Source organism: Streptomyces sp. NPDC050625, from assembly GCF_040654755.1.
GTDB lineage: Bacteria > Actinomycetota > Actinomycetes > Streptomycetales > Streptomycetaceae > Streptomyces.
The window spans coordinates 164,558-180,684 of record NZ_JBFAIQ010000017.1 but is presented as its reverse complement, the minus strand read 5'-3'; the positions used below and the strand labels follow the sequence as shown (position 1 = coordinate 180,684).

The 16,127-nt window shown below is 72.8% G+C and carries 12 protein-coding genes; 9 read left to right on the top strand and 3 right to left on the bottom strand.

Features of this window, described 5'->3' with window-relative positions; genetic code table 11:
• Positions 1 to 2 precede the first annotated feature (2 nt).
• The gene (locus tag AB0I54_RS30845) at positions 3 to 4,925 is read right to left on the bottom strand and encodes an ATP-dependent helicase (protein WP_363299485.1); all 4,923 of its coding nucleotides are present in this window, start codon (positions 4,923 to 4,925) and stop codon (positions 3 to 5) included.
• A 120-nt stretch (positions 4,926 to 5,045) separates the two neighbouring features.
• On the opposite strand from AB0I54_RS30845, the gene AB0I54_RS30840 reads away from it, so the two are divergent.
• From AB0I54_RS30840 to AB0I54_RS30830, 3 genes are read left to right on the top strand one after another with little or no spacing between them, the layout of a single operon-like run.
• Positions 5,046 to 6,032 carry an AraC family transcriptional regulator gene (locus AB0I54_RS30840; RefSeq protein ID WP_363299484.1) on the top strand — a complete coding sequence of 329 codons (987 nt, stop codon included), beginning with the start codon at positions 5,046 to 5,048 and terminating at the stop codon, positions 6,030 to 6,032.
• Positions 5,933 to 6,715, top strand: a complete 783-nt coding sequence (locus AB0I54_RS30835; RefSeq protein WP_363299483.1) for an AzlC family ABC transporter permease — start codon at positions 5,933 to 5,935, stop codon at positions 6,713 to 6,715. Before AB0I54_RS30840 ends, AB0I54_RS30835 begins: the two co-directional genes overlap by 100 nt.
• On the top strand, positions 6,712 to 7,020 hold the full coding sequence (locus AB0I54_RS30830) for an AzlD domain-containing protein (RefSeq protein ID WP_363299482.1): 309 nt from the start codon (positions 6,712 to 6,714) through the stop codon (positions 7,018 to 7,020). The genes AB0I54_RS30835 and AB0I54_RS30830 overlap by 4 nt, the downstream gene beginning before the upstream one ends.
• Positions 7,021 to 7,032: 12 nt before the next feature.
• Here the strand turns inward: AB0I54_RS30830 and AB0I54_RS30825 are convergent, their stop codons facing one another.
• Positions 7,033 to 7,977, bottom strand: a complete 945-nt coding sequence (locus AB0I54_RS30825) for a hypothetical protein (protein WP_363299481.1) — start codon at positions 7,975 to 7,977, stop codon at positions 7,033 to 7,035.
• 80 nt (positions 7,978 to 8,057) lie between these two features.
• Here AB0I54_RS30825 and AB0I54_RS30820 point away from each other — a divergent pair, with 80 nt between their 5' ends.
• Entirely contained in the window at positions 8,058 to 8,252 is a 195-nt protein-coding gene (locus tag AB0I54_RS30820; RefSeq protein WP_363299480.1) for a DUF3046 domain-containing protein, read from the top strand.
• A gap of 60 nt (positions 8,253 to 8,312) precedes the next feature.
• Positions 8,313 to 9,581: an AI-2E family transporter gene (locus AB0I54_RS30815; RefSeq protein ID WP_363299479.1), complete on the top strand. Its 1,269-nt coding sequence runs from the start codon at positions 8,313 to 8,315 to the stop codon at positions 9,579 to 9,581.
• 9 nt (positions 9,582 to 9,590) lie between these two features.
• On the opposite strand, the gene AB0I54_RS30810 is transcribed toward AB0I54_RS30815, so the two are convergent.
• The gene (locus tag AB0I54_RS30810; RefSeq protein ID WP_363299478.1) at positions 9,591 to 10,352 is read right to left on the bottom strand and encodes a hypothetical protein; all 762 of its coding nucleotides are present in this window, start codon (positions 10,350 to 10,352) and stop codon (positions 9,591 to 9,593) included.
• A 413-nt stretch (positions 10,353 to 10,765) separates the two neighbouring features.
• On the opposite strand from AB0I54_RS30810, the gene recA reads away from it, so the two are divergent.
• The 4 genes from recA to AB0I54_RS30790 all read left to right on the top strand — a co-directional run bounded on the left by recA (position 10,766) and on the right by AB0I54_RS30790 (position 16,093).
• Positions 10,766 to 11,890: a recombinase RecA gene (recA, locus tag AB0I54_RS30805; protein ID WP_363299477.1), complete on the top strand. Its 1,125-nt coding sequence runs from the start codon at positions 10,766 to 10,768 to the stop codon at positions 11,888 to 11,890.
• A gap of 3 nt (positions 11,891 to 11,893) precedes the next feature.
• On the top strand, positions 11,894 to 12,775 hold the full coding sequence (recX, locus tag AB0I54_RS30800) for a recombination regulator RecX (RefSeq protein WP_363299475.1): 882 nt from the start codon (positions 11,894 to 11,896) through the stop codon (positions 12,773 to 12,775).
• A 178-nt stretch (positions 12,776 to 12,953) separates the two neighbouring features.
• A complete protein-coding gene (locus tag AB0I54_RS30795) occupies positions 12,954 to 13,568 on the top strand; it encodes a helix-turn-helix domain-containing protein (protein WP_363299474.1) in 615 nt (204 codons plus the stop codon).
• Positions 13,565 to 16,093 carry an ABC transporter permease gene (locus tag AB0I54_RS30790; protein ID WP_363299473.1) on the top strand — a complete coding sequence of 843 codons (2,529 nt, stop codon included), beginning with the start codon at positions 13,565 to 13,567 and terminating at the stop codon, positions 16,091 to 16,093. Before AB0I54_RS30795 ends, AB0I54_RS30790 begins: the two co-directional genes overlap by 4 nt.
• Positions 16,094 to 16,127 lie beyond the last annotated feature (34 nt).

Here is a 16,127-nt window from a genome sequence, read left to right as displayed (position 1 = left end):
GATCATGCTCTGAGCCGCAGTCCGCGCGGGGTCGCGATGAAGCCCGCTCCTTCCAGGAGAGCGCCGATGGGGGAGGTGAGGGCCGAGGCGCCGTTGACCCGCTCCACCGTGACCGTGCCGAGGGTGCCCGCGCGGGCAGCCGCCGCCAGGGCCTGAGCGGCTGCCCGCAGGCGGGGGTCGTCGCCCGCATCGGTGTCTGGCGCGGAGGGCCAGGCCAGCAGCGTCTTGCCGCCGCGCTCCATGTAGAGCGTCAGCTCGCCGTCCACCAGCACCACCAGCGAGCCCGCCTTGCGCCCCGGCTTGTGCCCTGCCCCGGTCGGCGGCTCGGGCCAGGAAAGGGCGGCGCCGTAGGCGTTGGCGGGGTCGGCCGCGGCGAGCACGACGGCCCGGGTGTCGGCGGCGGGCGTACGGGTGCGCCGGTCGCCGTAGCCGTAAGGGGTGGCCGGACCGCCCCGGGGGCCGCCGTAACCGGGCGCGGCGAAGTCCCGGGGGGAGACGTAGTCGCCCGGTGCGGTGCGGCGGTCCGCCGGCCGGTCGAGGTCGCTGTCGAAGTCGGTGTCGAGGGCGGTCAGGTCGAAACCGGTGTCGGCCTGGCCGAAGGGGGCGGGGAAGGCCGTGTCGTCCGGTGGCCCGAACCCCGGCGAGCCGCCGTTCCCGGGGCCCGTACCGGGCAGGCCCTCGCCCCGCTCGCGGGCATTGGCCACCGCGCGCAGGCGGTCCACCGCCCCGTCCATCGCGAACTGGGCCGCACCGAGCCCCTCCACGACATAGCCGCGCCGTGCCTGGCCGCTCTCCTCGAAGGCGGACAGGAGCCGGTACACGGCGGAGAAGCCGCCCTCGACGCCCTCCGCCGAAACCGCTCCCCGGGTGACCACGCCGTGCCGGTCGAGGAGCGCGCGGGCCAGGGCGTGGGCGCGCACGGTGGCGTCGTGCTCACGCTGGGGGAGCAGCGACCAGCGGCCGGCCACGGTCGGCGGGCCGGTGCGCGAGGCGGTGCGGGCGGCCGCGGTCAGGGAGCCGTAACGCCCGCGCGGGACCGTGCGCTTGGCGCGATGGGCCGTGGAGCCCGCGGTGCGGCCGGAGCCGAGGACGGAGCGCATCGGGGCGAGGGTGTCGTTCGTGAGCCGTCCGGACCAGGCCAGGTCCCAGATGGCGTCGGCCAGTTGCGGGTCGGTGACGTCGGGGTGCGTGGTGGCCCTCACCCGGTCGGCGATCTGACGGAAGAACAGGCCGTAGCCACCGGACAGCACGTCCAGGACGGACTGGTGAAGTGCGGTCAGCTCCAGGGGATGGGGCGGTGGCAGGAGCAACGGGGCCGCGTCCGCCAGGTGGAGGGAGACCCAGCCGTCCTTGCCGGGCAGGGCGCCCGCGCCGGCCCACACCACCTCGCCCGCGGCGGTGAGTTCGTCGAGCATCGCAGGGGTGTAGTTCGCGACGCGGGACGGCAATACCAGCTTCTCCAGGGCGGACGCGGGCACGGAGGCACCCTGCAACTGCTCGATGGCACGCACCAGTCCGTCGATGCCGCGCAGCCCGTGGCCCTTGCCGATGTGCTGCCACTGCGGCAGGAACTGCGCCAGGGCGGCGGGCGGCACCGGCTCCAGCTCGTGCCGCAGGGCGGCCAGCGAGCGGCGGCGCAGTCGGCGCAGCACGGCCGCGTCGCACCACTCCTGGCCGATCCCCGCCGGGTGGAACTCGCCCTGCACGACACGGCCGCCCGCGGCGAGCCGCTGCAGGGCGCCCTCCGTGACCGCCACGCCCAGGCCGAAGCGGGCCGCCGCCGTGGTCGAGGTGAACGGGCCGTGTGTGCGGGCGTACCGGGCCAGGAGGTCGCCCAGCGGGTCCTTGACCGGCTCGGTGAAGGCCTCGGGGACGCCGACCGGCAGCGCCGTGCCCAGGGCGTCGCGCAGCCGGCCCGCGTCCTCGACGGCCGCCCAGTGCTCGGCGCCGGCGATCCGCACCCGGATGGCCCGGCGGGCTCCGGCCAGCTCCTGGGCCCACTGCGGCTCGGCACCCCGCTCGGCCAGCTCGGTGTCCGTGAGCGGCCCCAGCATCCGCAGCAGATCGGCGACGCCTTCGACGTCCTTGACGCGGCGGTCCTCGGTGAGCCACTGGAGCTCCCGCTCCAGCTCGGTCAGCACCTCCGCGTCGAGCAGCTCGCGCAGCTCCGCCTGGCCCAGCAGCTCGGCCAACAGTCGTGAGTCCAGGGAGAGCGCCGCGGCACGGCGCTCGGCGAGCGGGGAGTCGCCCTCGTACAGGAACTGGGCCACATACCCGAACAGGAGGGAGCGCGCGAAGGGGGACGGGTCGGGGGTGGTGACCTCGACCAGGCGCACCTTGCGGGACTCGACGTCGCCCATCAGCTCGACGAGGCCGGGGACGTCGAAGACGTCCTGGAGGCACTCGCGGACCGCCTCCAGGACGATCGGGAACGATCCGAACTCGCTGGCCACCTGGAGCAGCTGGGCCGCACGCTGGCGCTGCTGCCACAGCGGGGTGCGCTTGCCAGGGTTGCGGCGCGGCAGCAGCAGCGCGCGGGCGGCGCACTCGCGGAACCGGGACGCGAACAGGGCCGAGCCGCCGACCTGGTCGGTGACGATCTGGTCGACCTCGCCCTTGTCGAAGGCGACGTCGGCCGCGCCGACCGGAGCCTGGTCGGCGTCGTATTCCGTGCCGGCCTTCCGCGGCTCCTGGTCGAGCAGGTCCAGGCCCATCAGATCTGCGTCGGGCAGGCGCAGCACGATGCCGTCGTCGGCGTGCATGACCTGCGCGTCCATGCCGTAGCGCTCGGAGAGGCGGGCGCCGAGGGCGAGCGCCCACGGGGCGTGCACCTGCGCGCCGAACGGGGAGTGCACGACGACCCGCCAGTCGCCCAGTTCGTCGCGGAAGCGCTCCACGACGATCGTCCGGTCGTCCGGGACGTGGCCGCAGGCCTCGCGCTGCTCGTCGAGGTAGGACAGGACGTTGTCCGCGGCCCAGGCGTCGAGGCCCGCGGCGAGGAGACGCAGGCGGGCGTCGTCCTTGGGCAGCGAGCCGACCTCGCGCAGGAACGCGCCCACCGCGCGGCCCAGTTCGAGCGGGCGGCCCAGCTGGTCGCCCTTCCAGAAAGGGAGGCGGCCGGGCACCCCGGGGGCGGGGGAGACCAGGACGCGGTCGCGCGTGATGTCCTCGATGCGCCACGAGCTGGTGCCGAGCGTGAACACGTCACCGACCCGGGACTCGTAGACCATCTCCTCGTCGAGCTCGCCGACCCGCCCGCCACCCTTCTTGGGATCCGCCCCGGCGAGGAAGACCCCGAACAGACCGCGGTCGGGAATCGTGCCGCCGGAGGTGACGGCGAGGCGCTGGGCACCCGGGCGGCCGGTGATCGTCCCGGTCACGCGGTCCCACACCACGCGCGGGCGCAGCTCGGCGAAGGCGTCGGACGGGTAGCGGCCCGCGAGCATGTCGAGGACCGCCGTGAACGCCGATTCGGGGAGCGAGGCGAAGGGCGCGGCGCGGCGGACCGCGGCGAGCAGGTCGTCGAACTGCCAGCTGTCCAGGGCCGTCATCGCGACGAGCTGCTGCGCGAGCACGTCCAGGGGGTTGGCGGGCACCCTCAGGGACTCGATGGAGCCGGAGCGCATCCGCTCGGTGACCACCGCGGCCTGCACGAGGTCGCCCCGGTACTTCGGGAAGACCACGCCGGTGGAGACCGCGCCCACCTGGTGTCCCGCACGGCCGACCCGCTGCAGGCCGGAGGCCACCGACGGCGGGGACTCGACCTGGACGACCAGGTCCACCGCACCCATGTCGATGCCCAGTTCGAGGCTGGAGGTGGCCACCACGGCGGGCAGGCGGCCCGCCTTCAGGTCCTCCTCGACCAGGGCGCGCTGCTCCTTGGAGACGGAGCCGTGGTGCGCGCGGGCGATCACCGGCGGCGCGCCCTGGGCCGCGCCCGAGCCGCCCATCAGCTCGGCGGGGGAGTGGTGCTCCTCCAGGGGCTCGCCGGTCGCACGCTCGTAGGCGATCTCGTTGAGCCGGTTGCACAGCCGCTCCGCGAGACGGCGGGAGTTCGCGAACACGATCGTCGAGCGGTGGGCCTGGACCAGGTCGGTGATCCGCTCCTCGACATGCGGCCAGATCGAGGGCCGCTCGCCCCCCTCGTTGCCGTCGGCCACCGGGGAGCCGCCCAGCTCTCCCAGGTCCTCGACCGGGACGACGACGGAGAGGTCGAACTCCTTGCCGGACTTGGGCTGGACGATCTCCACCTTGCGGCGCGGGGAGAGATAGCGGGCCACCTCGTCCACCGGGCGGACCGTCGCGGACAGGCCGATGCGGCGGGCGGGCCGCGGCAGCAGCTCGTCCAGCCGCTCCAGGGAGAGCGCCAGATGCGCGCCGCGCTTGGTGCCCGCGACCGCGTGCACCTCGTCCAGGATCACCGTCTCCACGCCGGTCAGCGCATCGCGCGTGGCCGACGTCAGCATCAGGAACAGGGACTCCGGGGTGGTGATCAGGATGTCCGGCGGGCGCGTGGACAGGGCGCGGCGCTCGGCGGCCGGGGTGTCGCCGGAGCGGATGCCGACCTTGACCTCGGGCTCGGGCAGGCCCAGGCGCAAGGACTCGTGACGGATACCGGTGAGCGGGCTGCGGAGGTTGCGCTCGACGTCGACCGCGAGGGCCTTCAGCGGTGACACGTACAGAACGCGGCAGCGCTTCTTCGGGTCGGCCGGCGCGGGCGTCGAGGCGAGCTGGTCCAGCGCGGCGAGAAAGGCGGCCAGCGTCTTGCCGGAGCCGGTCGGGGCCACCACCAGCACGTCCGAACCCTCGCCGATGGCCTGCCACGCGCCCGCCTGGGCCGCGGTGGGCGCGGAAAAGGCCCCCGTGAACCAGCCGCGGGTCGCGGGGGAGAAGCCGTCGAGGGCTCGGTGTGCGGAGCTGACCATGCGTCCATCCTGCACCCACGCACTGACAATCCCGCTGACCTGGGAAAACCCGACCGAACCCGATGGCCCGGCCCGGCCCCGGGCGGCCGCCGGTCCGCCGGGGTGCAGGAGAATGACCCCATGGCGGGTTCGGGAGAGCGGGCGAGGCACTGGCAGTACGAGGAACTGCCCGGTGTCGACCTGCTGCGGGCGCGGTACATCCGCAAGACCTTCGTCCGGCACACCCACGAGAACTTCGTGATCGCCGCCGTCGCCGCCGGCGTCGAGGTCTTCCACCACGGCGGGTCCGACGTCCACGTGGGTGCGGGAGCGCTCGCCCTGGTCAATCCGGACACCCCGCACACCGGGCGGGCCGGCGTTCCGGAGGGCTGGCGGTACGGGGCGGTGTACCCGTCGCCCGAGGTGGTGGGCGCCATCGCGGCCGAGACCACCACGATCCGCGGCACCCCCGGCTTCGTCAGTCCCGTGCTCGACGATCCGTACACCGTCGGCCTGGTGCACCAGGTGCTGCGCGCCACCGACGAGGGCAACGCGCTGGCCGCCGACACCCTGCTGCGGGTGGCCGTGACCCGGCTGCTGCGGCTCAACGGCGGACCGCTGCCGCGCCGCGAGGTGCGCACGGCCGGGGCCCGTACCGCGGCACGGGCGCGTGCCGTGCTGGAGGAGCGGATGACGGAGCCACCCACCCTGGAGCGGCTGGCCGCCGACCTGGGGACCAGCCCCTTCGCGCTGCTGCGGGCGTTCCGTGACATCTACGGCATGCCGCCCCACGCCTGGCTGACCGACGCCCGGGTGCGCCGGGCACGGCACCTGCTGGACGCCGGGACCGCACCCGCGGAGGCGGCCGTCGCCGTCGGCTTCACCGACCAGCCGCACCTCAACCGGCACTTCGCCCGGATCGTCGGCGTGCCCCCGGGGGCGTACCAGCGGGAGCGCAAGAACGTACAGGAGCGAGAGCGCAAGAACGTACAAGACCGGGGACCCCGACTGCTCGTAACGTCCGACGCGTGGCACAACAGACAGCTCTCGCAGACATACGCGCCGACGACGCAGGAAAACCGGACGCCGCCGTCGTACGGGACGCCCTCGGAGTCGGGGTCGCCGTAGGACTGTCCGGGTTCGCCTTCGGGGTGACCTCGGCCGGCAGCGGGCTGAGCCTGCTGCAGACCTGTGCGCTCAGCCTCCTGGTGTTCACCGGCGCCTCACAGTTCGCCCTGGTGGGGGCGCTGGCCGCGGGAGGCAACCCGCTCACGGCGGCCGCGGGTGCCTTCTTCCTCGGGGTGCGCAACGCGTTCTACGGGCTGCGTCTGTCGCAGTTGCTGGCCCTCCCGCGCGCGGTGCGTCCGTTCGCCGCCCAGTGGGTGATCGACGAGACGACGGCGGTGGCGCTGGCGCAGCCGACCCGGCGCGCGGTGCGGATCGGCTTCACCGTCACAGGGCTCAGCCTGTACCTGCTGTGGAACCTCACCACGCTGCTCGGCGCCCTGGGTGCCAAGGCCATCGGCAACACCGAGGCATGGGGCCTGGACGCGGCCGGGCCCGCCGTGTTCCTGGCGCTGCTCGCCCCCATGGTGAAGACCGCCACCGAGCGTGCCGTCGCGGCCCTGGCGGTGCTGCTCGGACTCGGCCTGCTGCCCGTCCTGCCCGCCGGTGTGCCCGTCCTGGTGGCCGCGCTCGCGGCGCCGGTCGCCCTGTGGGCGGAGGGCCGCCGCAGGGGCCGTACCCGACACGACGCACCCGACGACGTACCGCACGACATACCCGACGACGCACCAGAGGAAGACCGTTGAACACCTGGATCGCGATCGGCGCGACCGCCCTCGGCTGCTACGCCGTCAAGCTCGCCGGACTGCTCGTCCCCGCGGGCGCCCTGGAGCGCCCGCTGGTCAAGCGGCTCGCCGCCCTGCTGCCCGTGGCCCTCCTCGCCGCCCTCACGGCCCAGCAGACCTTCGCCCACGGGCACGCGCTGATGCTGGACGCCCGGGCCGCCGGGCTCGCGGCCGCAGGCGTGGCGCTGGTGCTGCGCGCCCCGTTCCTGCTCGTCGTCGCGGCGGCCGTGGTGGTCACGGCGGGTGTGCGGGCCGTCGGAGGATGACGGCGCCCCGGCTCAGCCCACGAACCGGCCGTACGCCCTGAGGGTGCGCAGGGCCTCGATCGTCACCATGGGGCGGGCCTCCAGGGCCGTGCCGGGCGCCCACTGACGCCAGCGCACCGGCCAGCCGCCGTCCTCCTGCTGCTCGGCCGCGAGGAAGTCCAGGGAACGTGTCATCTCCTCGTCCGTGAACCACGCGCGCGCGAGCGACCGCGGTGTCCTCGCGAAGTCGTGCGGGAAGTGGTGCTCGCCGGGGGCGTAGCCGGGCGCGACGGGGTACTCGTCGAGCCGCTCCGGGTCCAGTGCCGCGAGCCGTTGCTCGCGCACCAGGCGGCCCAGGCGGTCGGCGGCCGCCTCCGCGCGCGGGCGGTCGGGCACCGAGTCCAGGAAGGCCACCGCGGCCTCGACCTCGTAGGGGTGGGACTTCTCCAGGCCGTTCACGGCCTGCCAGCAGAAGTCGGTGGCCCGGAACAGCCAGGCGTGCCACACCTCGTTGCGGTGCAGCAGGCCCACCACCGGTCCGGTGGCCAGGAGCTCGCTGGGCGGGTTGTCCACGATCGGGATGAACGGGGCCGCCGGATAGCCGCGCTGGCTGGGATGGATCGCCGGCAGGGCGCCGTCCGAGGTGGAGACGGAGGTCAGATAGCGGCACACGCGCTCCACCCGCTGCCCGCCGCACCGTCCCACGGCGTCCAGGACGCGCAGCGCGTGGCCCGTGTGCAGCGGCTGGCTCACCGGGCCGCGCAGATCGGGCTCGAGAGCATGGCCGTACCCGCCGTCCTCGTTGCGATAGGCGTCCAGTGCCGTCTCCACCGGATCGGCGCCGCCGTTCAGGAAGTGGAAGGCGAACAGGCGCTGCTCCAGCACGCGCGCGGTGAGCCAGACGAACTGTTCGGCGCGGAAGAGCGGGGTGCGCGCCGGGGACACAGGGGGGAGTGGAGAAGCTCCTGTTTCGGGCATGCGTCAGACCGTAGGACGGAAAGCGGTCTCGCAAGGCGGTCCCCGGCAGGGCCCACCCCAAGGGGCGGGATACTGGTGTCATGCGGTTGACGGTCTTCTGGCAGCGGATGGCGGAACACTTCGGTGCGGGGTACGCCGAGACATTCGCGCGCGATCATGTGATGTCGGAGCTGGGCGGACGCACGGTGCGCGAGGCGCTGAACGCCGGCTGGGAGGCCAAGGACGTCTGGCGGGTGGTCTGCACCGTCATGAACGTGCCGGGGGAGAGGCGCTGACCGGTAACGACGATCGCAGGCCGACAGCGGGCTGTCAGCGGCGTGGGCGACACTTGCTCCGTGGCACCCACTGACGACACCGGGCAGCTCGCCCAGCACGCATCCCCGTTCGGTACGACGCCGCCCGCCCGGCCCCCGGCCGAGGGCGCCGCCGGGCCGGGCGCCCGCATGCCGCGCTGGCTGCCGCGCGCCATGGTGCTCGCACTCGCCCTCGTCGCCGTGTTCCAGCTCGGCAGCTGGGCCTTCCACCAGCTGACCGGCCTGCTGATCAACATCCTCATCGCGTTCTTCCTGGCCCTCGCGATAGAACCCGCGGTGAGCTGGATGTCCGCCCATGGAATGCGCAGGGGGCTGGCCACCTTCCTGGTCTTTCTCGGCCTGATGATCGTGACCGCGGGCTTCGTCACGCTGCTCGGGTCGATGCTCGCGGGCCAGATCGTCAAGATGGTCGAGGGGTTCCCCGGCTATCTCGACTCGTTGATCAACTGGGTCAACCAGACGTTCCACACCGACCTCAGACGCGTGGACGTCCAGGAGGGGCTGCTCCACTCCGACTGGCTGCGCAAGTACGCGCAGACCAGCGCGGCCGGTGTGCTCGACGTCTCCGCCCAGGTGCTCGGCGGTCTGTTCCGGCTGCTGACGGTCACCCTCTTCTCGTTCTACTTCGCCGCCGACGGGCCGCGGCTGCGCCGCACCCTGTGCTCGGTCCTGCCGCCCGCCCGGCAGGCCGAGGTGCTGCGAGCGTGGGAGATCGCCGTGGACAAGACCGGCGGCTACCTCTACTCGCGCGGCCTCATGGCGCTCATCTCCGGGATCGCGCACTACATCCTGCTCCAGGCCCTGGGGGTGCCGTACGCACCCGTGCTGGGCGTCTGGGTGGGTCTGGTCTCGCAGTTCATCCCCACCATCGGCACGTATCTCGCGGGCGCGCTGCCCATGTTGATCGCGTTCGCGGTCAACCCCTGGTACGCGCTGTGGGTGTTGGCCTTCGTGGTGGTCTACCAGCAGTTCGAGAACTATGTGCTGCAGCCCAAGCTGACCTCGAAGACCGTCGACATCCACCCGGCGGTCGCCTTCGGGTCCGTCATCGCGGGCACCGCACTGCTCGGTGCCGTCGGCGCCCTGATCGCCATCCCCGCGGTCGCCACGCTGCAGGCCTTCCTGGGCGCGTACGTGAAGAGGTACGAGGTCACGGACGACCCCCGGGTGCAGGGGCACCGCACACGCGGGGCGTCCGGTCCCGGCCTGATCGCCCGTGCGCGTCGGCTGTGGGCGGGGCAGCCGGGTGCGGCCGAGCCCGGGGCGGGGCTCCCGGAGGAGTCCTCCTGAGGCACGGGTTCAGTACGTGAGGACCGCCCACACCCCGGCACCCGCCACGGCGGCCGCGTAACAGCCGACCGCGACGGCGACGATGCGCTGCCGCGTCCGCTCGCTCCAGGACGTGCGCGACAGCAGCCACGCCAGCGCCGGCAGGACCAGGACGGCGTGCAGGCTCACTCCGTGCAGCGGCTTGAGCGGGGCCGTCGAGTGGTATGCCGCCTCCTGGTGGCCGGTCCGGGTGAGCACCACCCCGCGGGCGATCATCGCGGCGCCCGAGGCCAGCGCCACGAGCAGGATCGCGAACCCGGAGCGCACCGCGAGCGGCATGGCCGCCGGGCCCGTCGGCCGGTGCCGGAAGGACGCCACCGCGAAGACGGTGAGCAGCACCACGAGCACACCGCCGCCCACCGCGAGCGTCATGGACACAGCCGTGTCGAAGGGGGTCTCCATGTCGAGGTGCGAGGGCACCCGGCGCCACGCCTGAAGGGTGATGCCGCCGACCTCCACCACACAGTCGGCGGCGAACACGACGAGCAGCACGGTGCGCAGCCGCTGCCCGACGCGCAGATACGACGTGACCCAGGTGACCGCGATCAGCGTGATCCCGAAGGAGAGCCCGAACGTGACGGGCTTGCGCCAGGAGACGGGACCGCCCCAGGGGCCGCCGTCGACCGCGAACACCACCAGGTGCGCGAGACCGGAGGCGACGAGGAGCAGGCCGATCGCGTGACAGAGACGCTCGGCGGCGTGCTGGGTGTCGACGGACGGCGGGTCCTTCACGGACCGCGGGTTTCTCAGGGACTGTGCCGGGGACCGAAGCATGGCTCAAGGCTCCCGGGAACGCTCCGTGCGGTCGTCGTCCGGTCGAAGACACCCGTCGTACGCCGCCCGGAGTAGCCGCGCGCCGGGCCGCCGTTGGGCCGGTGTTGGGCCGGCGTCGGACGCGTCGGCAGGAGCCTCGGCCGGGGCCGCGGCGAAGCATCGCAGGTGTCGCATGGTGCGCTTGACACGAAAATCGAACATCCATTCTTATGGAGGCTCGGGCGAGGCTCTCGACGGGGATTTCGACACGGTTTGGGTGGAGAAGTGCCCGAGTTGTCCACAGGCCGGGCCGGCGTCGGGGCGCATTGTCAGTGGCAGGCGTTAGCGTCTTTGACGTGAAGCGATCGACTCAAGCAAACCGGGTGGAACCCATGGCAGGAACCGACCGCGAGAAGGCGCTCGACGCCGCACTCGCACAGATTGAACGGCAATTCGGCAAGGGCGCGGTCATGCGCATGGGCGAGCGGTCGAGGGAGCCCATCGAGGTCATCCCGACCGGGTCGACCGCGCTCGACGTGGCCCTGGGCGTCGGCGGACTGCCGCGCGGCCGCGTCGTGGAGATCTACGGCCCGGAGTCCTCCGGTAAGACGACCCTGACCCTGCACGCCGTGGCGAACGCACAGAAGGCCGGCGGTCAGGTCGCGTTCGTGGACGCGGAGCACGCCCTCGACCCCGAGTACGCGCGCAAGCTCGGCGTCGACATCGACAACCTCATCCTCTCCCAGCCCGACAACGGCGAGCAGGCCCTGGAGATCGTGGACATGCTGGTCCGCTCCGGCGCCCTCGACCTCATCGTCATCGACTCCGTCGCCGCGCTCGTCCCGCGCGCGGAGATCGAGGGCGAGATGGGCGACAGCCACGTCGGTCTGCAGGCCCGTCTGATGAGCCAGGCCCTGCGGAAGATCACCAGCGCGCTCAACCAGTCGAAGACCACCGCGATCTTCATCAACCAGCTCCGCGAGAAGATCGGCGTGATGTTCGGCTCCCCGGAGACCACGACCGGTGGCCGGGCGCTGAAGTTCTACGCCTCGGTGCGCATCGACATCCGCCGCATCGAGACCCTGAAGGACGGCACGGAGGCGGTCGGCAACCGCACCCGCTGCAAGGTCGTGAAGAACAAGGTCGCGCCGCCCTTCAAGCAGGCCGAGTTCGACATCCTCTACGGCCAGGGCATCAGCCGTGAGGGCGGTCTGATCGACATGGGCGTGGAGCACGGCTTCGTCCGCAAGGCCGGCGCCTGGTACACGTACGAGGGCGACCAGCTCGGCCAGGGCAAGGAGAACGCGCGCAACTTCCTCAAGGACAACCCCGACCTGGCCAACGAGATCGAGAAGAAGATCAAGGAGAAGCTGGGCGTCGGAGTGCGGCCGGAGGAGCCCGCCGCCGAGCCGAGCGCCGAAGCCCCGGTCGCGGCCGGTACGGACGCCGGGAAGACGGTGCCCGCCCCGGCAGCCGGCAAGGCCGCCAAGCCCAAGGCCGGCGCAGCCAAGAGCTGACCCGTGACACGACGAACCGACTGGGCCGAGTACGCGTACCCCGACGCTCCACGGGAGCGGCGGGGGAGAGGCGGCGCGGGTCCTGCCCGGACGGGCGACGGTACGGGGGGCGACGGCGCGTTCACGGACACCGGGCCGTACGAGGGCGACGGGTCCTACGGAGGTGACGGGTCGTACGGGGGCGATCCGGGCAGCCATGACCCGGACGGCCCCAGCGGCGACGAGCCGCGCGGCGGTTCACGGCGCGGTGGCCGTGGGACGCGCGCCCGGGCCAGCTCGCGCGGACGTCGCGGGCGCGGTGGCTTCGGTGAGGCGTCCGGTGCGGCGCCTGATGAGGACGGGGACTCCTTCTCCTCGTCGAGGGCCGAGAAGAAGGAGCACCCGGGGGACCCGGCTGAGCAGGCGCGGGCGATCTGTCTGCGTCTGCTCACCGGGACCCCGCGCACGCGGAAGCAGCTCGCGGACGCCCTGCGCAAGAGGGAGATCCCGGACGACGTCGCCGACGAAGTGCTGTCGCGGTTCGAGGAGGTCGGCCTGATCGACGACAGCGCGTTCGCCGACGCCTGGGTGGAGTCCCGGCACCACGGCCGGGGTCTGGCCCGGCGTGCGCTCGCGCGTGAGCTGCGGACCAAGGGCGTCGACTCGACGCTGATCGACGAGGCCGTCGCCCAGCTCGACTCCGAGCAGGAGGAGGCGACCGCCCGTGAACTCGTCGCCCGCAAGCTGCGCGCCACCCGTGGCCTCGACCGCGACAAGCGGATACGGCGCCTCGCGGGGATGCTCGCCCGCAAGGGGTACTCCGAGGGCATGGCTCTCCGGGTGGTCCGGCAGGCGCTGGAAGAAGAGGGCGAGGACACGGAGTTCCTTGAGGGCGAGGAGTTCTGAGCCAGGGGCCTTCGTGAGGACCCTTCGATACGTCGCGTGATCCGCCGTGTGATCCGTCGCGCGCCCGCATCACCGCCACTCCGACGGCACCGCCTGTGACGGGGTGGGGTTAACCCCCGTCCGAAGAGGCCGGAGCACCGCAGTGCACAGGCACCTGTGCACAGACGACTGTGTACGCATGCCCGTACCACCCGCTCCCGTCGAGCTTTCCGACCTCGCCGCGCTCAGGGTGCTCGGCCACCCGCGTCGGCAGCGCATGCTCCAGCACCTCACCCTGCACGGCCCGGCGACCTCCGCCACGCTCGCCCGCGCGCTGGGGCTGAACACCGGCTCGACCAGTTACCACCTGCGTGAACTGGCCCGGTACGGCTTCGTCGAGGAGACCGCCGCGGCCGCCGGCCACGGCCGGGAACGCTGGTGGCGGGCCGTCCCCGGCGACCTGCGATTCCCGCCGCGCAGCCGGCAGAGCGCGGAACTCCGGCACGTCATGGACGAGCTGAACCATCACGCCTACGCCGCCGATCTGGAGCTGTTCGAGCAACTCCAGCTGGACACGGACGAGGGCGACCCCTGGGCGGACGCCTTCCCCTACTCGCGCGGCACCATCCGGCTGACCCTGCCCGAACTCCGTGAGTTCTTCGAGGAGTACATCGCCCTCCTCAACCGCTACAAGCGCCCCGAGGCCGACACCCTGCCCGAGGCCCGCACCGTACTCACGCGCCTGCTCGCCTTCCCTGCCCCGGCCGACCACAACACCCGGACCGACAACAGAAAAGAGACCCGGCCCTCATGATGCTGCGCTACGCCCTTCGGACCGTCCGCGCCCGCAAGGCCGGATTCCTCGGCGCCTTCCTCGCCCTGATGTGCGCGGCCGCACTCATCACCGCCTGCGGCACCCTGCTCGACACCGGCCTGCGCGGCACGATCCGCACCGAGCGCTATGCGGTGGCCCCCGTCGTGGTCTCCGCCGACCAGAACGTCCACCAGACCACCGTCAAGCACAAGAAGGGCAAGACCAAGATCAAGCACAAGGCGAAACCCATCGCCGAACGTGCCTGGCTCCCGGCCGGTCTGGAGCGCACCCTCGCCGGCACCCCGGGCGTAGCCCGGGTCGTCCCCGAACTGACCTTCCTCGCCGAGCCGTTGACCCCGACCGGAACCGGCGGCCGTACCGCCTACGGACACGCCTGGGACTCCGCCGTGCTCACGCCGTACCGGCTGACGGTCGGCACCGCCCCCAAGGCCGCCACCGACCTCGTCGTCGACATCTATCTGGCCGCACGTGCCCACCTTCGGCCCGGTGACCACCTCACCGTGCAGTCGACGCAGTCCCCGCGCAGCTACCGAATCTCCGGCATTGCCGCTCCCGCCACGGACGTACGCCATCAGACGTCGCTGTTCTTCTCCAGCGCCGAGGCCCGCCGACTGGCCGCGCACCCCGGGCAGGTGACCGCATACGGTGTGCTCCCCGCCAAGGGCACGGGCCCGGACCGGCTGCGACAGGCGGTGGCGCGGGCGCTGCACGGCACCACCGCTCAGGTCAGCAGCGGAGACGCCCGTGGCCCGGTCGAGTTCCTGGACGCGGCAGCCGCCCGGACCCGGCTCGTCAGCATGGGTGGCGCGATGGGCGGGACCTCGCTGCTCGTGGCCGTCCTCGTGGTCGTCGGCACCTTCGCGCTCTCCGTCCAGCAGCGCCACCGCGAACTCGCCCTGCTCCGCGCCATCGCCGCCACGTCCGGCCAGATCCGCAAGCTGCTCGGCCGCGAGGCCCTGATTGTCGGTGCGGCCGCGGGCACGGTCGGCGCGCTCCTCGGGCTTCCCTTGGGAGGTCTGCTGCACGATCGGTTCGTCGCCCTGGGCGCCGTACCCGACACACTGCAGCACACCGTCGGCGTCTTCCCACCCCTTGCGGCACTCGCGGTGACCCTGGTCGGGGCGTGGGCCGCGGCCCGTATCGCCTCGCGCCGGATCACCCGGATACGGCCGGCCGAGGCACTGGCCGAGGCCAGGGCCGAGCGTGCCCGCACCGCCTGGGGGCGGATCTTCGCCGGTCTGCTGCTGCTCACCGGCGGGATCGTCCTCGTCGTGGTCCTCACCTCCTTGCGTACCGAGCCCGCCTCGACTCCCGTGACCTTCCTTGCCGTCGTGGTCCTGTCGACCTCCGTCGCCCTGCTCGGTCCCCTGCTGGTCAGGGCGGCCGCGCTGCTGCTCGCCGGCCCGCTGCGGCTCACCGGTCACAGCGGTCGGCTCGCGACCGCCAACCTGCGTGGGAACGCCGCCCGGATGGCCTCCGCAGTCACCCCCCTCACTCTTCTCATCGGTATGACCTGCACCGTCCTGTTCGTCCAGTCGACCCTCGGCGGTGCCGCCCGGGCCCAGGCCCGCGAGGGCGTCACCGCGGACTGGGTCGTCGCCGCCCAGGGGCCGGGCGTCCCGGCCGAGGCCGCACGGCAACTGCGCACCCACCACGACGCCGTCACCGAAGTGGTCCGCACGACCGTCCGCGTCGGCCTGGACAAATACGCCGCCCAGGGCGTCACCCCTGAAGGACTCACCAGCACCTGGGACCCGAAGGTCACCGCCGGCTCCCTCGACCGGCTGACCGGGAACACCGTCGCGGTCAGTGAACTCGCCGCGGACCAGCGCCACTTGAAGCCCGGCAGCACCCTGAAACTCACGCTCGGCGACGGCACGCCCGCCACGCTCACCGTCGCCGCCGTCTACGCCAGGGGTCTCGGCTTCGGCGACATCACCTTCGCCCACGACCTCGTCGCCCGCCACGTCGACAACCCGCTCGCCTCCTCCGTCCTCGTCAGCACGACCCGTACACAGACACAACTCGCGACTACTCTCCGTAAGTTCCCGGGACTCCGAATTCTTTCTCCGGCCGCCGCCGACTCGCTCCAGGCGGACCGTCAGCAGGCGAACGCCGAGGTCAACTATCTGGCCATGGGGCTCGTCCTGGCCTTCACGGCCATCGCCGTGGTCAACACGCTCGCCATGTCGGTCTCCGAACGGATCCGGGAGTTCGCGCTGCTCCGCCTTGCCGGGGCGACCCGGCGCCAGGTGCTCCGGATGCTGCGCACCGAGGCGCTGTCGGTCCTGCTCCTCGCCACGGCGCTCGGCAGCGGCATCGCCCTCGCGGTGCTGACCGCGTTCGGCATCGGCATGACGGGCCGGGCCGCGCCCACGGTCACGCCGTTGCTGTACGTCACCGTCGTCGCGGTCGCCGCCGTCTTCGCCCTCGTGGCCACCGCGCTCCCGGGACGCGTGGCGCTCAGGGTGCGCGCGGTGACGGTGGCGACCGCGAAGGAGTAGCACCGGCGCCCGAGCGCCTCGCCGACCGCTGGGC

What these genes read in the sequence shown, in the direction of transcription:
- AB0I54_RS30840 (WP_363299484.1), top strand. Translation starts at nt 5,046, where the DNA reads ATGGCGGGTTCGGGAGAGCGGGCGAGGCACTGGCAGTACGAGGAACTG.
- AB0I54_RS30790 (WP_363299473.1), top strand. Translation starts at nt 13,565, where the DNA reads ATGATGCTGCGCTACGCCCTTCGGACCGTCCGCGCCCGCAAGGCCGGA.
- AB0I54_RS30795 (WP_363299474.1), top strand. Translation starts at nt 12,954, where the DNA reads ATGCCCGTACCACCCGCTCCCGTCGAGCTTTCCGACCTCGCCGCGCTC.
- AB0I54_RS30845 (WP_363299485.1), bottom strand. Translation starts at nt 4,925, where the DNA reads ATGGTCAGCTCCGCACACCGAGCCCTCGACGGCTTCTCCCCCGCGACC.
- AB0I54_RS30820 (WP_363299480.1), top strand. Translation starts at nt 8,058, where the DNA reads ATGCGGTTGACGGTCTTCTGGCAGCGGATGGCGGAACACTTCGGTGCG.
- recA (WP_363299477.1), top strand. Translation starts at nt 10,766, where the DNA reads ATGGCAGGAACCGACCGCGAGAAGGCGCTCGACGCCGCACTCGCACAG.
- AB0I54_RS30825 (WP_363299481.1), bottom strand. Translation starts at nt 7,977, where the DNA reads ATGCCCGAAACAGGAGCTTCTCCACTCCCCCCTGTGTCCCCGGCGCGC.